Genomic DNA, 18007 nt, shown 5'->3' with positions numbered 1-18007 from the left:
AATGCGAGAGTCCTACGTTCAGGTGGGGTGAGTTCAACGTTCGCGTGTGGCCGGACACCGCGAAGGGGGTGGTGGGCGCTGTGTCACCATGAGCGGTGTTATGGCTGCTCCTCGCGCTGAGGTCGTGATCGACCTCGACAACCTCCGGCACAACGTCGCCCTCCTCGACGCCCTCGCGTCGAACGCCGACACCATGGCCGTCGTCAAGGCCGACGGGTACGGGCACGGGGCGGTGGAAGTGGCGAGAGCGGCCGTCGAAGCGGGCGCCACCTGGCTCGGCTCCTGTTCGCTCGCGGAAGCGCTGGCGCTGCGCGCGGCCGGGCTCACCGTGCCGATCCTGGCCTGGCTCGACCCGGCCGGCACCGACTACACGCCCGGCGTCGAGCAGGACGTCGACCTGTCCGTCTCCTCGACCACCCAGCTCAAGGAGGTCTCGGCAGCCGCGGACAAGGCCGGCCGGACCGCCCGCGTCCACCTCAAGATCGACACCGGTCTGTCCCGCAACGGCTGCCCGGCCGCCGACTGGCCCGAACTGGTCGACCAGGCCGCCAGGACCGGAAACGTCGAGGTTCACTCGATCTGGTCGCACCTGGCCGTCGCCGACGAGATCGGCCACCCCGCCACCGACGCCCAGGCCGAGCGCTTCGACGACGCCTACCGCGAAGCCCTCGCCGCCGGCCTGGACCCGCGCCGGCACATCGCCAACTCGGCCGCCGTCATCACCCGCCCGGACCTGCACCTCGACCTGGTCCGCCCCGGCATCGCGATCTACGGCCTCAACCCGGTCCCCGTCCCGACCGACCTGCGCCCGGTGATGACGTTCCGCTCCGCGGTCGCACTCGCCAAGCGCATTCCGGCCGGCGAATCGGTGTCCTACGGTCTGAGTTGGACCGCCAAGAGCGACACGAACCTGGCCCTGGTGCCCGTCGGTTACGCCGACGGCGTGCCGCGCAGCCTCTCGAACCGGATGCACGTCTGGCTCGCCGGACACCGCCGCCCGGTCGTCGGCCGCGTCTGCATGGACCAGATCGTGGTCGACTGCGGCGACGACGTGGTGGCTGAGGGGGACGAGGTCGTGCTGTTCGGATCCGGCGACAAGGGCGAGCCGACGGCCCGCGAGTGGGCCGACACCACCGGCACCATCGACTACGAGATCGTCACCGGCATGTACCGGCCTCGGGTGACGAGGACGTACACGGGGACACACGCCGGGACACACACCGGGGCGCACCGGTGAACACGGTGTGGAAGGCCGTCGGCTGGGCCGGCGGCATCCTCGGCGCCGCCGCGACCGGTGTCGCGGTCGGCGTTGCCGCGAACCACAAGAAGGTCGAGCACGACCGCCAGGCCGACGACCCGCTCGCCGCGGAACCGCTGGGCCTCCTCACCCCGACCCGCGAGTCCACCGTCGCGGCGGACGACGGCGTGCCGCTGTCGGTGGAGGAAGTCGACCCGCGGGACGGCGAGAAGCCCGACGTCACGGTCGTCCTCGTGCACGGTTTCGCGCTGGACCGCCGCTGCTGGCACTTCCAGCGCCGCGACCTGGCCACCCTGACCGAGCTGCGCGTCCGCCAGGTCCTCTACGACCAGCGCAGCCACGGCCGCTCCGGCCGGTCCACCGCCGAGGGCAGCACGATCGAGCAGTGCGCCAAGGACCTGGACGCGGTGATCCGCTCGATGGCGCCAGACGGCCCGTTGGTGCTGGTCGGCCACTCCATGGGCGGCATGACGATCATGGCGTTGGCCGAGCAGCAGCCCGAGCTGTTCGCCGACCGGGTGCGCGGCGTCGCCCTCGTCGGCACGGCGGCGGGCGCGGTCGGCGGCGCGGGTCTGCCGAAGTCGGTGCTGTCCCGCTACAACCCGGTGACGCTGGGCGTCGGCCGGCTCGCGGGCCTGCAACCCGGCCTGGTGGAGTGGGTCAGGCGCCGGGCGTCCACGCTCACCTGGAGCGGCATCCGGGCGTTGGCGTTCGGCACCGGCAAGGTCAGCCCGTCGCTGGTCGACCTGATGGAACAAATGATCGGCAAAACCACCGTGCAGGTGCTCACCGAGTTCCTGGAAACCCTCGGCACGCACAACCGCTACAAGGCGCTGGCCGGTCTGCGGCACTGCGAGGTGCTGGTGATCAGCGGTGACGCGGACAAGCTGACGCCGTTCTCGCACGCCGAGCGGATGGCCGAGGAGATGCCGCACGGTGAACTGGTCCGCGTGTCCGGTGCGGGCCACATGCTCATGTTGGAACAACCCGACCTGGTCACCGGGCACCTGGTCGGACTGGTTCGGCGCAGTGCCGTCGAACGGTCGGAAAGCAGGCGGCGGTGGTGGCGACGAGCGTGAGCGTGACGCTCCCCGAGGTGCAGGACACCGAGGAGTTCGGGCGCAAGCTGGGCGGTTTGGTGCGGGGCGGTGACCTGCTGCTGCTGTCCGGCCCGTTGGGCGCGGGCAAGACGGCGCTGGTGCGCGGCCTGGCCGACGGACTGGGCGTGACGGGCAGGGTCAGCTCGCCGACGTTCGTCATCGCCCGCGTGCACGACCCCGCGCCGGACGGTCGCGGCGTGCCGCTGGTGCACGTCGACGCCTACCGGCTCGGCGGGCACCTCGATGAGTTGGACGACCTGGACCTGGACACCGACCTGGTGGACGCGGTGGTGGCCGTCGAGTGGGGCGAGGGTGCGGCCGAACGGCTGTCCGAGGACCACCTGTTGATCAGGCTGGAACGGCGCGACGACGACGTCCGGATCGCCCACCTGCACCCGCACGGCGCGTGGACCGAGCGCGAGCTACCGCGTTGAATTGCGCCGCCTCCGGCGTCGCGGGCTCGGTCGCCTGGCTGTGTCCCAAGTGCCGCTCCGCGGCGGGCAGGCCGCTCGCGCCTGATTTCCCGACGATCGAAAAGCGTGATCGCCGGGAAATGAGTCGCGAACGACCGACGCGACCTCGCGGGTTGGTGGTGGGCCTTCCGTGGGCTAACGGTGGTCCGAGATGCCGCGCACCACACCCAGTTCCACCAGGTCCTGGGGCCGCAGCCGCAGGTCGTCGGCGAGCTGCGGCACGTCGTCGCGCTTGAGGATCGCCGCCGCCAGTTCCGGCGCGATCACCGAGAAGTAGGCGTCCGGCGCGATCCACGTGTGCTCCGGTGACGACAGCGCCAACGCGCCCCCGGACCCGCCCTCCCCGATGACCAAGGTGGTGATCGGCACGCGGGCTTCGGCGACGGTGGCGAACAGTTCCGCGATGGCCGCGCCGACACCAGCCCGTTCGGCCGCCGCGTCGTTGGCCGCGCCCGGCGTGTCCACCAGGGTCAACACCGGCAACGCGAACCGCTCGGCCAGCCGGATCAGGCGGGACGCGGTGCGGAACCCGGCCGGGGTGGTCGCGGTGCCGGTCTGCGCGGCGAACGCGATGGCCCGCCCACCCCGCAGCCCGATGCCGCTCAGCATCCCCGGATCGACCCCACCCGCCCGGTCACCGCTGATCGGCACGCGGTCGTCGAAGTAGTCGTCCAGGTAGGCGGCGGCACGGGGACGTTCCGGAGCACGCGCCCGCAACACCGCGCTCCACCCGCTTTCGGGCAGTTCTTGAGCACCCAGAGCGCGCGGCACCTCGGCCGGCACCGCGTCACCACGGGTCAGCACGTCGAGAACCCTCGTCACGGTCGAGTCGACCTCGTCCCGCGACACCACCAAATCCACAGTCCCCGCCGCGAACTGCCCTTCGGAGGTGTAAGCGGGGTCGTCGACCGGCCGCACCCTGCTCCCCGCGAACCCGACCTGCGCGCCGGACACCGCGATCACCACGTCCGCACCCGCGCCCAACGACGCCCACAGGCCGCCGGTCGTCGGATCGCACAGCACGGACACGTGCGGCAGACCGACTTCCCGGTGCGTCGCGCACAGCCGCGCCACCCGCTGGAGCTGCCGCAACGACAGCATCCCCTCCTGCATCCGGCTCCCACCGGTAGCGATCACCGACACCACCGGCAGGTGAGTGGCCCGCGCCTCGGTGAACGCCTCCTCGATCAGCGCGCCGGTCGCCGTGCCCACCGAACCGCCGAGGAACCGGAAGTCGAACGTGATCACCACGGCGTGCCGGTGCCGCCGCCACGAGACCGATTCGGCGCCACCGGACCGTTCCCGCGCCCGGTCCAGCTGGGCCTCGTACCCCGGCCAGCCGAGGGGGTTCACCGCAGCTCCCGCTTCAACACCTTGCCCATGTCGTTGCGCGGCAACGCGTCCAGGTACCGGACCACTCTCGGCCGTTTGTGCGGCGAGAGCAGCCGGGCCACGTGATCGCTCAACACCTCCGGCGCGGGCGCCTCGCCCTTCGCCACGACCCACGCCACCACCCGTTCGCCCAGGTCGTCGTCCGGCTCGCCGGTCACCGCGACCTCGGCCACCGAGAGGTGCTCCAGCAGCGCGTTCTCGATCTCGCCCGCGCCGATCTTGTAGCCGCCGCTCTTGATCAGGTCCGTGGCGCGGCGGCCGACGATCCGCAGGTAGCCGTCCGGCTCGACCACGGCCAGGTCACCGGTGCGGAACCAGCCGTCGTGGAACGCCTCACGCGTGGCGTCCGGCCGGTTCAGGTACTCCAGGAACAGGTTCGGCCCGCGCACCTCGATCTCGCCCGGCTCGTCGCCGACGACCCGCACCTCCACGCCGTCCAACGGCAGCCCGACCGTGCCCGGCCGACGATCACCGTCCGCGCGGACGCTCGTGTTCATCAACGTCTCGGTCATCCCGTACCGCTCGACCACCCGCTGACCGGTCAGCTGCTCGATGCGCTCGTGCACGGACGCGGGCAGCGCGGCCGAACCCGACACCAGCAGCCGGGCCTTCCCGAACGCGCCGGCGTGCTGTGATCCGGCCTGCCAGGGCTCGGCCGCGATCCGGTGGTACATGGTGGGTACGCCGAACATCATCGTGCCGCCGGCGGCCAGCGCCTCGGCGGCCTTCGCCACGCTGAACGACCCGAGGTGGTGCACGGTCCCGCCGCGCCGCAGCGGGCCGAGCACCCCGACACCCAGACCGTGCACGTGGAACAACGGCAGGCCGTGCACCACCACGTCGTCCTCGGTCCACTCCCAGGCCCGCGCCAACGCGTCGAGGTTCGTCGCGAGCGCACGCCTCGGCAGCACCACGCCCTTGGGCGGCCCCGTCGTGCCACTCGTGTAGACGATCAGCGCGGGCGCCTCACCGTCCGGCTCGGGCAGGTCGACGGGCGGGCCCTGCGGGATATCGTCGTCGATAACCAGGTCAGGGGCGCTGTCAGTGAGGATGTGCGCGAGTTCCTTCTCGCCGATCTTCGGGTTGAGCGGCACGACCGGCACCCCCGCCAGCAACGCGCCGACGATCACCACACACGTCTCGGGCGTCGACCGCGCCCACACCGCAACCCGCCGCTTGCCCACGAGCCCATAAGCGACGCGACGGGCTTCCGCGGCCAACTGCTCGTACGTCAGCTCCCGCTCGGGGAACCGCAAAGCGATCTTGGACGACGGCGTGGCCAGCGCTGGCAGCAGCATCCACCAACAGTGACCGGCCCCGCCGCCGAGCGCATCACAAGTGTGGTTCGAGCCACGCCAGCAGCTGGATCTTCGGCCGCGCTTCGACACGCCGGGGACGCTCCCCAACTGACCGGACCACCGCGCGAGGTCGCGTCGATCGTTCGCGCCTCATTTTCCGGCGATCACGCTTTTCGATCGTCGGAAATCAGGCGCGAGCGGTCGACTTCCGGGCGACCGAGCCCGCGACGCCGGAGGCGGCGCAATCCAACACAGGCCCCGCGCCGCGCGGGCAGCAGGCCGAGGGACTCGTAGTAGCGCAGCGCCCGGGTGGTGGTCCCACCCCGCCGCGCCAGTTCTCCGATCACCGCGGTGCTGATCCTCTGCCTTGAGGTGGACGTCAACACAAGTGTGGGCCACACCACCCGATACTCTTCTCCGTTGTGCTAGTGCTCGCCTTGGACACCGCCACGCCCGCCGTCACGGCCGGCGTCGTGGAACTGACGCCCGACTCGCTGCCCCGCCTGCTCGCCGAGCGGGTGACGGTGAACTCGAAGGCGCACGGTGAGCTGCTCACCCCGCACCTCCAGGCGGCGCTGGCCGAGGCCGGGCACACGCTCGCCGACCTCGACGCCATCGTGTGCGGCTCGGGTCCGGGGCCGTTCACCGGCCTGCGCGTCGGCCTGGTCACCGCCGCCGCCCTCGGGCAGGCCCTCAACCGGCCGGTCTACCCGGTGCCGACCCCGGACGCGATCGCGCTGGACGCCGCCACCGGCAGACCGCTGCTCGTGGCCACCGACGCGCGCCGCAAAGAGGTGTACTGGGCGGCCTACGACGCGGCCGGCCGGCGCACCGACGGCCCGCACGTGGACCGGCCCGCCGACCTGGTCGGCAAGCTGCCCGCCGTGTCGGACGCCGCCGGCGAGGGCGCCGAGATCTACGCCGACGTGCTGAACCTGCCGGTTGTGCAGGCGCGCTACCCGTCACCGGTGTCCCTGGTCGCGGTGGCCGCCGAGGAACTGCTCGCGGGCGCCCGTCCGGCCGCTCTCACCCCGCTCTACCTGCGCCGGCCCGATGCCGTCGAGCCGGTCGGCCGGAAGCGGGTGACGAAGGCGTGAGCGCGGGCACCGTCACGATCGCCCCTCTGCGCCGCGAGGACGTGCCGCGGTGCGCGCAGATCGAGCAGCAGCTGTTCCCCGGTGACGACCCGTGGAGCGAGAACGCGTTCCGCAGCGAGCTGGACAACGGCAACTTCTACGTCGGCGCGTACGTCGACGGCGTGCTGATCGGGTACGCGGGCCTGGGCCTGACGGACTTCGAGTCCAGCGTGCACACGATCGCCGTGGTCACCGCCCACCAGGGCGGCGGCGTGGGCAAGACCCTGCTGCGCGCGCTGCTGGCCAAGGCCGACGAGGCGGGCCTCCCGGTGTTCCTGGAGGTGCGCACGGACAACGTGCCCGCGATCAACCTCTACCTGGCGCACGGCTTCGAGCACCTGGGCCTGCGCCGCCGCTACTACCAGCCGTCGGGCGCCGACGCGTACACGATGGGAAGGCCCGCGAACCGTGACTGACCGACTCATCCTCGGTATCGAGAGCTCGTGCGACGAGACCGGTGTCGGCATCGTCCGGCTCGGCCCGGACGGGTCGATGGAACTGCTCGCCGACGAGGTGGCGTCCAGCGTCGAGGAGCACGCCCGGTTCGGCGGCGTGGTCCCCGAGGTCGCGTCCCGCGCCCACCTGGAGGCGATGGTCCCGACCATGCGCCGCGCGGTGGAGCAGGCCGGCATCCAGCTGCGGGACGTGCACTCCATCGCCGTCACCGCGGGCCCGGGGCTCGCGGGTGCGCTGCTGGTCGGCGTGTCGGCGGCCAAGGCGTACGCGGCGGCGTTGGACAAGCCGCTCTACGGCGTCAACCACCTCGCCGGTCACGTCGCCGCCGACACCCTCCAGCACGGCCCGCTGCCGAAGCGGTGCCTGGCGCTGCTGGTGTCCGGCGGGCACTCCCAGCTGCTGCTGGTCGAGGGCCTGGCGGAGCGGATCACCGAGATCGGGTCCACCGTGGACGACGCGGCGGGCGAGGCGTACGACAAGGTCGCCCGGCTGCTCGACCTGCCCTACCCCGGCGGGCCGCCCATCGACAAGCTCGCCAAGCAGGGCAACGGCTGCGCGATCGCGTTCCCGCGCGGTCTGACCGGGCCGCGCGACTCCAAGTACGACTTCTCGTTCTCCGGCCTGAAGACCTCGGTGGCCCGGTGGGTGGAGAAGCAGGAACGCGCGGGCGAGGAGATCCCGCTGGCGGACGTCGCCGCGTCGTTCCAGGAGGCGGTGGCCGACGTGCTGACCGCCAAGGCGATCCGGGCCTGCAAGGACTTCGGCGTGGACACCCTGGTCATCTCCGGCGGCGTGGCGGCCAACTCACGCCTCTCGGGCTTGGCCGCCGAGCGCTGTGCCGAGGCCGGCATCGAACTGCGCGTCCCGAAGCCCCGCCTGTGCACGGACAACGGCGCGATGATCGCCGCACTGGGCGCCCACCTGGTCGCCGCGGGCGCGAAGCCGTCCTCCCTGGACCTCTCCACCACCCCCGGCCTCCCGGTGGGCACCATCCAAATCCACTGACCCCGAGTCCCGCGTTCGGGTCCGGCGAGTTGTCCGCAGACCGGGCTTGACGGCGCGATCTCGGCGGTGCGATCTGGCAGGATCAAAAACAGGGATCGCGGCACCCGGTCGCCTGCTGTCGCCAGGTCCTTCTTCGGACGCCGATCTCCGGGCCTGCCGGCTCCGGCCGAACCGCCACCCGCGACGATTCGGAGGAAGACGCCGGCGATGAGGAGGCTGGGGCGGTAGCCCGTAGCGGTCTTCTCGCAGAAACAGCTTTAAGTCACTGGTATTGCGCCTGGATCCGCACGTCGAGGCCTTCGGCGTGCCCGGCGGAGAACGCCGCCGTGAAGGCGTCCGCGCCCAGCACGTCACGGGCCACCGCACCGATCCGGTCCACGTCACCGCGTTCCCCGGCCGGCAGCGGCACGCCCACGGACGCACGGGCCGCCGTCGCCGCACCCAGCAGCCGGGCCGCCTCCGCCGCGTCACCGGCCGACGCCTTCGCGCCCGCCATCCCCTCCAACGCCAACGCGATCGCCCGCGGGTCACCTCCCTGCCGGGCCAGCGCCAACCCCTCCGACTGCAACTCCAACGCCCGCTCCGCGTCACCGCGCAACTCCGCCACGAACCCCAGTTCGGCCAGCATCAGCGTCGCGCCCGCCTCGAACCCGACCTGCCGGTGCCACGCCCGCAGCCGATCCCAGTGCGCCTCGGCCGCGTCCAGCCGCCCCTCCCGCCGCGCGCCCAGCGCCAACCCGGTCTCCGCGTAGACCTCACCCGGCGAGAACCCGTGCTCAGCTGCCGCCCGCCGAGCCTGTTCGTGCAGGTCACGAGCCTTCGCGTAATCGCCGTTCGACAACGCGACCCGTCCCAGCCACGACAACTTGTACGACACCTCGGGCCACGACCGCAGCTCCTCGGCCACCCGCAAGCCCTCCCGGTGCACGGCCTCCGCCCGCGCGTTGTCCCCGGACAGCTGCGCGAGCATCCCCAACCCGAACGACGCCTTCAGCTGCCCCCACCGCTCACCCAGCGAGGCGAACAGCGCGGCACTCAGTTCGGCCGACTCCCGCGCCTCCTCGACCCTGCCCCGGCCGAGGGCCTGGCTCACCCGGTCGCTGTGCGCGGCGGCCACTCCGCACTCGTCGCCCAGCTCCTCGAACGCCTCCAGCGCCTGGTCGGTCAGCTTCACGGCACGCGGCATATCGCCGACTGTCGACAACACATAACCCAGGAACCACCGGGCGCGTGCCTGTTGCAGACGATCTGCGATATCCGCGGTGCCGGACACGGCGGACGGTTCGGCCGTCTCACCCAGCAGCACCCCGAACCCGGCCCGCCACGCCACCGTCACCGGATCGGTCGCGGTCATCAGCCGCCGTCCCTCCCGGAGCCGTCCGCGCAGGAACCAGTACCAGGTCAACGCCCTGACCAGCCGGGCAGCGCCGTCCGGGCCCGAAGCGTCGTGCGCGGCACGCAGGTTCGCGGTGTCGGCGTCCAACCGGTCCAGCCACTCCAGCTGCCGCGCGGCACGCAACTCCGGGTCCGCCCGTTCGGCCAACGCCAGGTAGAACGCCGCGTGCCGCCGCCGCACGTCCTCCGACTCGCCCGCCTCGCGCAGCCGTTCCCGGCCGTAATCGGCGACCGACTCCAACAACCGGAACCGGGGCTCACCGGTGTGCTCGGGCGCGACCACCAACGAGCGGTTGACCAGACTCGTGAGCACGTCCAGCACGTCGTCGGCCGCCACACCGCCACCCGCGCACACGGCCTCGGCCGCGTCCAACGCACACCCGTCCACGTGCACGGACAACCGCCGCAGCACGATCCGCTCGGCGTCGCCGAGGAGGTCCCAGCTCCAGTCGATCATCGCGCGCAGGGTGCGCTGGCGGGCCGGCGCGTCGCGGTGCCCGGTGGCCAGCAGCCGGAACCGGTCGTCCAACCGGTCCAGCAGGGCGGTCACGCCGAGGCCGCGCACGCGGGTCGCGGCCAGCTCCAACGCCAGCGGCAGACCGTCGAGCCGACGGCAGATCGCCTCGACCACCGACGCGTTGTCCGGCGTCAGCGTGAAACCGGGCGCGGCGGCGGCAGCGCGCGCTGCGAACAACGTGACGGCGCCTTCCACGTCCAACGGCGGCACGGCCCACACCGTCTCGAACGCCAGGCCGAGCGGTTCCTGGCTGGTGGTGAGAACGCGCAGGCCCGGTGCGGCGCGGAGCAGCCGGGACACCAACGCGGCGACCGGTTCGACCAGCCGTTCGCAGTTGTCCAGCACGAGCAGCACCTCACGTGCGCGCAACGCCTCCACGACCCGGTCGGGCAAGTCATCGGACCGGGTGAAGCCCGGTGCGTCCTCGCGCACGCCGAGCACGTCGGCCACCGCGTTCACCACCTGCTCGGCCCGCCCGACACCCGCCAACTCGACCAGCCACACCCCGTCCGCGACCGACACCCGCCGCGCGACCTCCACGGCCAGGCTCGTCTTCCCGACCCCACCCGGTCCGGTGAGCGTGACCAGCCGGGAGCGGCCGAGCACGTCCCGCAGGTCGTCGACGGCCTCGTCCCGGCCGACCAGGTCGGTGACCGGCACGGGCAGGTTCGTGCGCGGCCGCGGGACGGGGCCGAGCGCCGGGTCGTGGTTGAGGATCGCCCGGTGCAGCGCGGCCAGCTCGGGGCCGGGCTCCAGTCCCTGCTCGTCGGCCAGCCGCGTGCGCAGCTCGGCGTAACCGGCCAACGCCTCGACCTGCCGTCCGGCCCGGTAGAGGGCGCGCATGTGCAGTCCGCGCAAACGTTCGCGCAACGGGTGCCGGGCCACCTCGTCGGCCAGGTCGACCGTCCCCGCCTCGGCGAACTCCTCCAACGCCGCCAGCCGTTCCTCGGTCCACCGGGCCGCCACCGGTCCGACGAACGGCGCGTCGGCGAACTCCTCCAGCGGCTCACCCCGCCACAGGGCCAGCGCCTCACCGAACCGCCCTCCGGCCACCAACTCCCGGAACCGCAGAACGTCCAAAGAGGACGAATCAACCCGGACCGCGTACCCGGCCGGCCCGTACCCGACCAGGTCACGCCCACCGGGCTCGGCCGCCTCCAACGCCCGCCGCAACTGGGAGACCTTGGTCTGGAGCGTGTTCACCGGGTTGCCGGGCGGCTCGTCGCCCCACAGGTCGAACGCCAACCGGTCCGCCGAAACGGGCCGCCCCTCGTGTGCGAGCAGGTCCGCCAACAACAACCGGACCTTCACCTCGGGCACCCGGACGACTTCACCGCCCGCCGTCCACACCCCGAGCGGCCCCAACACCCCAAACCTCACGACCGGACCGTAACGGTCACCCCCGACGCGCCAGCCGACCCCCAGCGGACCCGCAGGGAACCGTGCGTGCCCTCAGCCACCGTGGAATTCACACGAAGGAGTGAGACAACGCATGACTGACAAGACCCCGTTGACCCTGATCGGCCTCGGCCCCATGGGGCAGGCGATGGTCGCCCGCCTCCTCGACGCCGGCCACCCGACCACGGTCTGGAACCGCACCGCGAGTCGTGCCGACGCGGTCGTCGCCCAAGGAGCCACCCGCGCGGCCACGGCAGCCGAAGCCGTCGCCGCGAACCGGCTGATCATCCTCAGCCTCACCGACTACGCCGCGATGTACGACATCCTCGACGGCGCCGACCTCGCCGGCCGAGTGATCGTCAACCTCAGCTCCGAGACCCCGGACAAGACCCTCAAGGCCGCCGCCTGGCTGGCCGAACGGGGTGCCGAACTGCTGGTCGGCGGCGTGATGGCCAACGCGGAGATGGTCGGGCACAAGGACGCGTACGTGTTCTACAGCGGCCCACGCGAGGTTTTCGACCGGCACGCGGACACTCTCGCGGTGATCGGCCGACCGGACTACATGGGCGAGGACCACACCCTGGCGCAGCTGCTCTACCAGGCCCAACTGGACGTTTTCCTCACGTCGCTGGCCGCCATGCTGCACAGCATCGCTCTGGTGAAGTCCGCAGGCCTGTCGGCCGAGCGGTTCGCGCCCTACCTCGCGGACGTGGGCTCCACGCTGTCGATGTACGTGGAACAGACCGCGCGGCACGTCGACTCCGGCGAGCACCCCGGCGACCTGGCCAACGTGGCGATGATGGGCGCCACGGCGGCGCACGTCGTCGGCGCCAGCGAGGCGGCGGGCGTCGACGCCGAGCTGCCCAGGGCGGTCCAGTCGCTCTACGACCGCGCCATCGCGGCGGGGCACGGCAAGAACAGCTGGACCGCCCTGATCAACGTCATGCGCGGCTGATCACCGCGTTCACACGGCGTGCAAGCCGGGGTTGCGGTCCTCGACCACGAACGACTTCAACGTCGTGGCCTCAGCCCCGGCCGTCCGCACGTACGGCAACGTGCGGAAATCCGCACGCATCTCGCGCGCGGTGAACTTGGTCCGCACGTACCCGCGCCGCCGGCTGTGCAACTTGATGTGCGGGTTGTTCCGCAGCTGCACCTGGTCGACCGTGTCGTTGCCGTCCCCGCCGGACGTCACCGACGAGCACACCAGCTCGGTGCCCACGGTCCGCGACGCCGGGTCGTTCCAGTCCAGCTTCACGTCCGCCGCGTAGTGCGCGTGCACGTCACCGGTCAGCACGACCGCGTTGCGCACCCCTGCGTCCACCCATCCGCGCGTCACCCGATCGCGCGACGCCAGGTAGCCGTCCCACGAGTCCGTGGACGTCTCCTTCTCCGGCCCGTCCTTGCGGTCGCGCTCGGCGAAGAACACCTGCTGCCCGAGCACGTCCCACCGCGACCGGGACCGCCGGAACCCGTCGAGCAGCCACTCCTCCTGCGCCGCGCCGGTGATCGAACGACCGGGCAGACCGGCGTCCGCGCACGTCTTCCACCCGTCGCCGCACGCCTGGTCGTCCCGGTACTGGCGGGTGTCGAGCATGTGGAAGTTCACCAGCCCGCCCCACCCGAGCCGCCGGTAGAGCTGCATGTCGACACCGTTGGGCCGAGCACCGCGGCGCAGCGGCATGTTCTCGTAGTACGCCTGGAACGCCGCCGCCCGACGGGCCGGGAAGGCGGGATCGGGCTGCTCCGGCACGTCGTCGGCCCAGTTGTTCTCGATCTCGTGGTCGTCCCACACCACCAGCCACGGCGCGACGGCGTGCGCCAGCTGCAAGTCGGCGTCCGTCTTGTACTGCGCGTGCCGCAGCCGGTAGTCGGCCAACGTCCGCGTCTCCGGCCCGAGCACCGTCCGCACGTCCGCCGCCTTGGCCGCGTACTCGTACTGGTAGTCGCCCAGGTGGAGGACCACGTCCGGGTGATCTTCGGCCAGCCGCCGGTACGCGGTGAAGTAGCCCTCGCCGAAGTGCGCGCACGACGCGAAGCACATGGTCAGGTCCTGCCCGAGCACCCACGGCTCGGGCGTGGTCCGGGTGCGGCCGACGGGGGACAGGTGGCCGTCCACCCGGAACCGGTAGTGGTACTCGCGGCCGGGCCGCAGGCCGAACGGCTCCACGTGCACGCTGTGCCCGGACTCCGGCCGCGCCGGCTGCACGCCCCGCCGCACCACGCGCTGGAAGCGCTCGTCCTCGGCCAGCTCCCAGTGCACCGGGACGACCCGGTCGGGCATGCCGCCGAGGCCGTCCTCGTCGAGCGGCCGTGGCGCGAGCCGCGTCCACAGCACGACGCTGTCGGAACGGGGGTCGCCGGACGCGACACCCAACGTGAAGGGGTTTTCGAGCTTCGGGAATCCCGCACCCGCGGTCGCGAGGGCCACACCGCCGATGAGCAGGGAACGTCGGGTCACCGTGGTCATCCGCCCACCGTGACCGACAAGGGTGGCGACCCGGTGAACTCCGGTACTACGGAGGGCATCGACCACCCTGCCGGCGCACGGGGCCGCAGTGATCGCCCGATCGAGTGGTGGGGCCTCGTTGAAGCGTTGGCACTCGCATGGGTAGAGTGCTAGATGCACGGCACCAGCAACCGCCCCGACCCCCGCGACGGCGGGGTGGCAGGAGCCGTAAACGCAACCTGCCAACGCTTTCGACGACCGTGGAGGTCAGCCCGGTGAGCGTGAACATCAAGCCGCTCGAGGACAAGATCGTCGTCCAGGCCAGTGAGGCCGAGACCACGACCGCTTCCGGCCTCGTGATCCCGGACACCGCGAAGGAGAAGCCCCAGGAGGGCAAGGTCCTCGCGGTCGGCCCCGGCCGGATCGACGACAAGGGCAACCGCATCCCCGTGGACGTGGCTGTCGGCGATGTCGTCATCTACTCCAAGTACGGCGGCACCGAGGTCAAGTACAACGGCGAGGAGTACCTCATCCTCTCCGCCCGCGACGTGCTGGCCGTCATCAACTGACGCTCGGCTGACACGTAAGACGCCCCGGCGAACCCCATCACCGGGGCTCCCGGGGCGTTTCGCATCAAGAGAGGCGTAGGTAATGCCCAAGCAGATCAGCTTCGACGAGGACGCTCGTCGGGCCCTTGAGCGCGGTGTGAACAAGCTCGCGGACACGGTCAAGGTGACCCTTGGTCCGCGCGGCAGGCACGTCGTGCTCGACAAGAAGTTCGGCGGTCCGACCGTCACCAACGACGGCGTGACCATCGCCCGTGAGATCGAGCTGGACGACGCGTTCGAGAACCTCGGCGCCCAGCTCGCCAAGAGCGTCGCCACCAAGACCAACGACGTGGCCGGCGACGGCACGACGACCGCGACCGTCCTGGCCCAGGCCATGGTGCGGGTGGGTCTGCGCAACGTCGCCGCGGGTGCGAACCCGATGTCGCTCGGCATCGGCATCCAGGCCGCCGCCGAGGCCGTCGTGGACGCCCTCAAGGCCAAGGCCACCCCGGTCAAGGGCCGCGACAACATCGCCCAGGTCGGCACCGTCTCGTCCCGTGACGAGTCCATCGGCGCCCTGCTCGGCGAAGCCATCGAGAAGGTCGGCGAGGACGGTGTGATCACCGTCGAGGAGTCCTCCTCGATGGCCACCGAACTGCAGATCACCGAGGGCGTGCAGTTCGACAAGGGCTACATCTCGGCGCACTTCGCGACCGACCTCGAGGCCCAGGAGACGGTGTTCGAGGACGCCCGCATCCTGCTGCACCGCGAGAAGATCTCGGCCCTGGCCGACCTGCTGCCGATCCTGGAGAAGGTGGCCGAGAGCGGCAAGCCGCTGGTCATCATCGCCGAGGACGTCGAGGGTGAGGCGCTGTCCACCCTGGTGGTCAACGCCCTGCGCAAGACGCTGCGCGTGGTCGCGGTCAAGGCGCCGTACTTCGGCGACCGCCGCAAGGCGTTCCTGGACGACCTCGCGGTCGTCACCGGCGCCCAGGTCATCGCGGCCGAGGTCGGCCTGAAGCTGTCCGAGTCCGGCCTGGACGTGCTGGGTTCCGCCCGTCGGGTCGTCGTGTCGAAGGACAACACGACGATCGTCGACGGCGGCGGCACCAAGGCCGACGTGGCCGGTCGCGCGGAGCAGCTGCGCCGCGAGATCGAGGCCACCGACTCCGACTGGGACCGCGAGAAGCTGCAGGAGCGGCTGGCCAAGCTGTCCGGCGGCATCGCGGTGATCAAGGTCGGCGCGGCCACCGAGACCGAGCTGAAGGAGCGCAAGCACCGCATCGAGGACGCGGTGAACGCGACGAAGGCAGCGGTCGAGGAGGGCATCGTGCCCGGCGGCGGTTCGGCGCTGGTGCACGCGGCCAAGGTGCTCGACGGCGGCCTCGGCCTGTCCGGTGACGAGGCGACCGGTGTCGCGATCGTCCGCGAGGCCCTGGGCTCGGCGCTGTTCTGGATCGCCGCGAACGCGGGCCTCGAAGGCGCGGTCGTGGTGAACAAGGTGCGCGAGCAGGAGTGGGGCTTCGGCCTCAACGCCGCGACCCTCGTCTACGGCGACCTGCTCGAGGCCGGGATCATCGACCCGGTGAAGGTGACCCGTTCCGCGGTCACCAACGCCGCTTCCATCGCCCGCATGGTGCTCACCACGGAGAGCGCCGTCGTGGAGAAGAAGGAAGAGGAGCCCGCCGCTGCGGGCGGCCACGGCCACGGCCACGGCCACGGTCACTGAGACCGGCTGGTTTCACAGTTCGCGAACGGGAGGGGCGGCACCCGCGAGGTGTCGTCCCTCCCGCACGTTCGGCGTCACGCAGGCGTCAACTGCCGCTTGCGCGCCTTGATGATGCTGTCCCGCTCGGATTCCGAGAGACCACCCCAGATCCCGTAGGGCTCCTGCACCGCCAGGGCGTGCCGCCGACACATCTCCAACACCGGGCACGAGAGGCACACGGCCTTCGCCCGAGCCTCCCGCCGGGCCCGTGCCGGTCCGCGCTCCCCGTCCGGGTGGAAGAAGAACGCGCTGTCCATCCCGCGGCACGAGCCGCGCATCTGCCAGTCCCACAGATCCGCGTTGGGACCGGGAAGCCTTCGGGTGTCCGCCATCGAGACCGCCTCCTTGGCCCATGGACGTGAACTGCTCCATTCGGCTTAACGATGATCCACCGTAGAACCGCGCCAAAACTTGTTCAAGGGGGTACGGGTGCATTTGACGGCAATTCATTCGATGGGTGATCGCCAAGCGCCCACCCCGGACTTGCCGGTGACGCGAGGTGAACGGACGATGTCAGCGTGATGACGCCCCCCGACCACACCGGGACCGTGCCGGAAGGCGGTCAGGAAACCGTTGCGGCGGAGGACGATCCAGCGCATTCGGTGACCCTCTCGGTGGCCGCCGTGGCACGCAGGTTGGGCGTCGCGCCGGCTACTCTCCGCACGTGGGACCGCCGGTACGGCCTCGGACCCAGTGATCACACAACCGGGCGACACCGCAAGTACGCGCCACTCGACGTGGCGCGGCTGGAGCTGATGCAGCGGGCCCTCCTGCGCGGGGCGTCGTCCGCCGAAGCCGCCAAGTACGCCCTCGCGAGCCCGGTCACCACGCCGCGGGCCGCCGCGTCCGCGCTGTTGACCGGTGGTGAGGTCGACGGCGGCAGGTCGACGGCCGGTGGGCGTGGTCTCAAGCTGCGGGCGAAGAACCGCCGGGCACGGGGGGTCGGGCGGGCGGCGTTGGCGATGGACTCGGCGGCGGTGCAGACGCTGCTGGCGGACGCGATCGAGGCGGACGGCTTGATCACCACGTGGGACGAGGTGATCCGCCCGGTGATGGCCGCGATCGCGGCGAGGTGGGAGTACTCGGGCTCCGGGGTCGAGGTGTCGCACCTGGTGGAGGAGTGCGTGCTGGCCGCGATCGTGCGCGCGACCCCGGTCGTGGCGAGCCCGCGCAACCACCGGCCCGTGCTGCTGGCGTGCATGCCGGACGAGCGGCACAACCTGCCGCTGTACCCGTTGGCCGCGGTGTTGGCGCAGCGCGGTGTCGGTGCCAGGCAGTTGGGTGCGGCGTTGCCGTCGGACGCGCTGGCCGCCGCCGTGCGCCGGACGGCCCCGGCAGCGGTCGTGCTGTGGGCGCAGCTGCCGCGCTACGCCGATCCGGGTGTCGTAACGGCGTTGCCGAGGACCCGCCAACAGGTCCGCGTCTTCGCCGGGGGCCCAGGCTGGGAACGCGGCGTCGTGCCGCAGCCGGCGGAGCGGATCAACGACCTGAGGACGGCAGCGGACACGATCGAACGCGCCGTCTGCTGACCCCGTCCCGCCACCGAGCCTGCCCCACCTCGTCTGCCCCCGCTCCGTCCTGAGCGTTGGACACACCCGCTCTGAGCGTTGGACACACGCCGTCTGAACGTAGGACACACGGGCTCTGGAGGTAGGACACACGCTTGTTGTGGAGGTTGGGCACGCGGTGTGTGGCGCGCGAGGGGGTGGGGTGGGTGGTGCGGGAGGGGGTGGAGTGTCGGTGGGGGCTGGTTGGATCGGGTTGGTGCTGTTCGGGGGCGGATTGGGGTTTCGGGCGGTGCTGGGGAGGAGCAG

The 18007-nt window shown here is 71.6% G+C and carries 15 protein-coding genes and 1 pseudogene; 10 read left to right on the top strand and 6 right to left on the bottom strand.

Translation table 11 applies throughout. From position 1 onward, the window contains the following. Nucleotides 1–100 precede the first annotated feature (100 nt). Genes alr through tsaE form a run of 3 tightly spaced genes read left to right on the top strand, consistent with a single transcriptional unit; the run spans nt 101 to nt 2792 of the window. Nucleotides 101–1237 (top strand): alanine racemase, encoded by a 1137-nt coding sequence (alr, locus tag FM051_RS18640; RefSeq protein WP_202918905.1) that lies wholly within the window; start codon nt 101–103, stop codon nt 1235–1237. Next, on the top strand, nt 1234–2337 hold the full coding sequence (locus FM051_RS18635; protein WP_162470723.1) for an alpha/beta fold hydrolase: 1104 nt from the start codon (nt 1234–1236) through the stop codon (nt 2335–2337). The genes alr and FM051_RS18635 overlap by 4 nt, the downstream gene beginning before the upstream one ends. Then, nucleotides 2334–2792: a tRNA (adenosine(37)-N6)-threonylcarbamoyltransferase complex ATPase subunit type 1 TsaE gene (gene tsaE / locus FM051_RS18630; RefSeq protein WP_238412481.1), complete on the top strand. Its 459-nt coding sequence runs from the start codon at nt 2334–2336 to the stop codon at nt 2790–2792. Before FM051_RS18635 ends, tsaE begins: the two co-directional genes overlap by 4 nt. Before the next feature lie 174 nt (nt 2793–2966). Here the strand turns inward: tsaE and FM051_RS18625 are convergent, their stop codons facing one another. From FM051_RS18625 to FM051_RS18615, 3 genes and pseudogenes are all read right to left on the bottom strand, one after another. Next, on the bottom strand, nt 2967–4184 hold the full coding sequence (locus tag FM051_RS18625) for a carboxyl transferase domain-containing protein (RefSeq protein WP_158844752.1): 1218 nt from the start codon (nt 4182–4184) through the stop codon (nt 2967–2969). Next, nucleotides 4181–5521, bottom strand: a complete 1341-nt coding sequence (locus FM051_RS18620) for an acyl-CoA synthetase (protein ID WP_158844748.1) — start codon at nt 5519–5521, stop codon at nt 4181–4183. The genes FM051_RS18625 and FM051_RS18620 overlap by 4 nt, the downstream gene beginning before the upstream one ends. A 254-nt stretch (nt 5522–5775) precedes the next feature. Further along, nucleotides 5776–5868, bottom strand: a pseudogene (locus FM051_RS18615) (MerR family DNA-binding transcriptional regulator); the annotation flags it as partial. A 75-nt stretch (nt 5869–5943) separates the two neighbouring features. Between FM051_RS18615 and tsaB the strand changes: the two are divergent. The 3 genes from tsaB to tsaD are packed head-to-tail and all read left to right on the top strand — an operon-like array spanning nt 5944 to nt 8118. Continuing rightward, the gene (tsaB, locus tag FM051_RS18610) at nt 5944–6618 is read left to right on the top strand and encodes a tRNA (adenosine(37)-N6)-threonylcarbamoyltransferase complex dimerization subunit type 1 TsaB (RefSeq protein ID WP_158844745.1); all 675 of its coding nucleotides are present in this window, start codon (nt 5944–5946) and stop codon (nt 6616–6618) included. After that, the gene (gene rimI / locus FM051_RS18605; protein ID WP_158844742.1) at nt 6615–7073 is read left to right on the top strand and encodes a ribosomal protein S18-alanine N-acetyltransferase; all 459 of its coding nucleotides are present in this window, start codon (nt 6615–6617) and stop codon (nt 7071–7073) included. The genes tsaB and rimI overlap by 4 nt, the downstream gene beginning before the upstream one ends. Beyond that, on the top strand, nt 7066–8118 hold the full coding sequence (gene tsaD / locus FM051_RS18600) for a tRNA (adenosine(37)-N6)-threonylcarbamoyltransferase complex transferase subunit TsaD (protein WP_158844739.1): 1053 nt from the start codon (nt 7066–7068) through the stop codon (nt 8116–8118). Before rimI ends, tsaD begins: the two co-directional genes overlap by 8 nt. Nucleotides 8119–8380: 262 nt before the next feature. Here the strand turns inward: tsaD and FM051_RS18595 are convergent, their stop codons facing one another. Next, nucleotides 8381–11410: an AfsR/SARP family transcriptional regulator gene (locus tag FM051_RS18595; RefSeq protein WP_158844736.1), complete on the bottom strand. Its 3030-nt coding sequence runs from the start codon at nt 11408–11410 to the stop codon at nt 8381–8383. 112 nt (nt 11411–11522) lie between these two features. Between FM051_RS18595 and FM051_RS18590 the strand changes: the two genes are divergently transcribed. Then, the gene (locus FM051_RS18590; RefSeq protein ID WP_158844734.1) at nt 11523–12383 is read left to right on the top strand and encodes an NAD(P)-dependent oxidoreductase; all 861 of its coding nucleotides are present in this window, start codon (nt 11523–11525) and stop codon (nt 12381–12383) included. Nucleotides 12384–12392: 9 nt separating this feature from the next. Here FM051_RS18590 and FM051_RS18585 read toward each other — a convergent pair whose 3' ends face one another. After that, a complete protein-coding gene (locus FM051_RS18585; protein WP_158844731.1) occupies nt 12393–13898 on the bottom strand; it encodes an alkaline phosphatase D family protein in 1506 nt (501 codons plus the stop codon). Nucleotides 13899–14152: 254 nt separating this feature from the next. Between FM051_RS18585 and groES the strand changes: the two genes are divergently transcribed. Next, nucleotides 14153–14446 carry a co-chaperone GroES gene (gene groES / locus FM051_RS18580; protein WP_158844728.1) on the top strand — a complete coding sequence of 98 codons (294 nt, stop codon included), beginning with the start codon at nt 14153–14155 and terminating at the stop codon, nt 14444–14446. 82 nt (nt 14447–14528) lie between these two features. Then, nucleotides 14529–16154: a chaperonin GroEL gene (gene groL / locus FM051_RS18575; protein ID WP_158844725.1), complete on the top strand. Its 1626-nt coding sequence runs from the start codon at nt 14529–14531 to the stop codon at nt 16152–16154. A gap of 74 nt (nt 16155–16228) precedes the next feature. Here the strand turns inward: groL and FM051_RS18570 are convergent, their stop codons facing one another. Beyond that, complete coding sequence (locus FM051_RS18570) at nt 16229–16525, bottom strand: WhiB family transcriptional regulator (RefSeq protein ID WP_033428626.1); 297 nt, start codon at nt 16523–16525, stop codon at nt 16229–16231. Between the two features lie 189 nt (nt 16526–16714). Between FM051_RS18570 and FM051_RS18565 the strand changes: the two genes are divergently transcribed. After that, nucleotides 16715–17722: a MerR family transcriptional regulator gene (locus FM051_RS18565; RefSeq protein ID WP_158845357.1), complete on the top strand. Its 1008-nt coding sequence runs from the start codon at nt 16715–16717 to the stop codon at nt 17720–17722. Nucleotides 17723–18007: the final 285 nt, after the last annotated feature.

It is taken from the genome of Saccharothrix deserti (assembly GCF_009769385.1).
Lineage (GTDB): Bacteria > Actinomycetota > Actinomycetes > Mycobacteriales > Pseudonocardiaceae > Actinosynnema > Actinosynnema deserti.
Note: the sequence above shows the minus strand (reverse complement) of the source record. Positions and strands in the feature narration are given on the sequence as shown.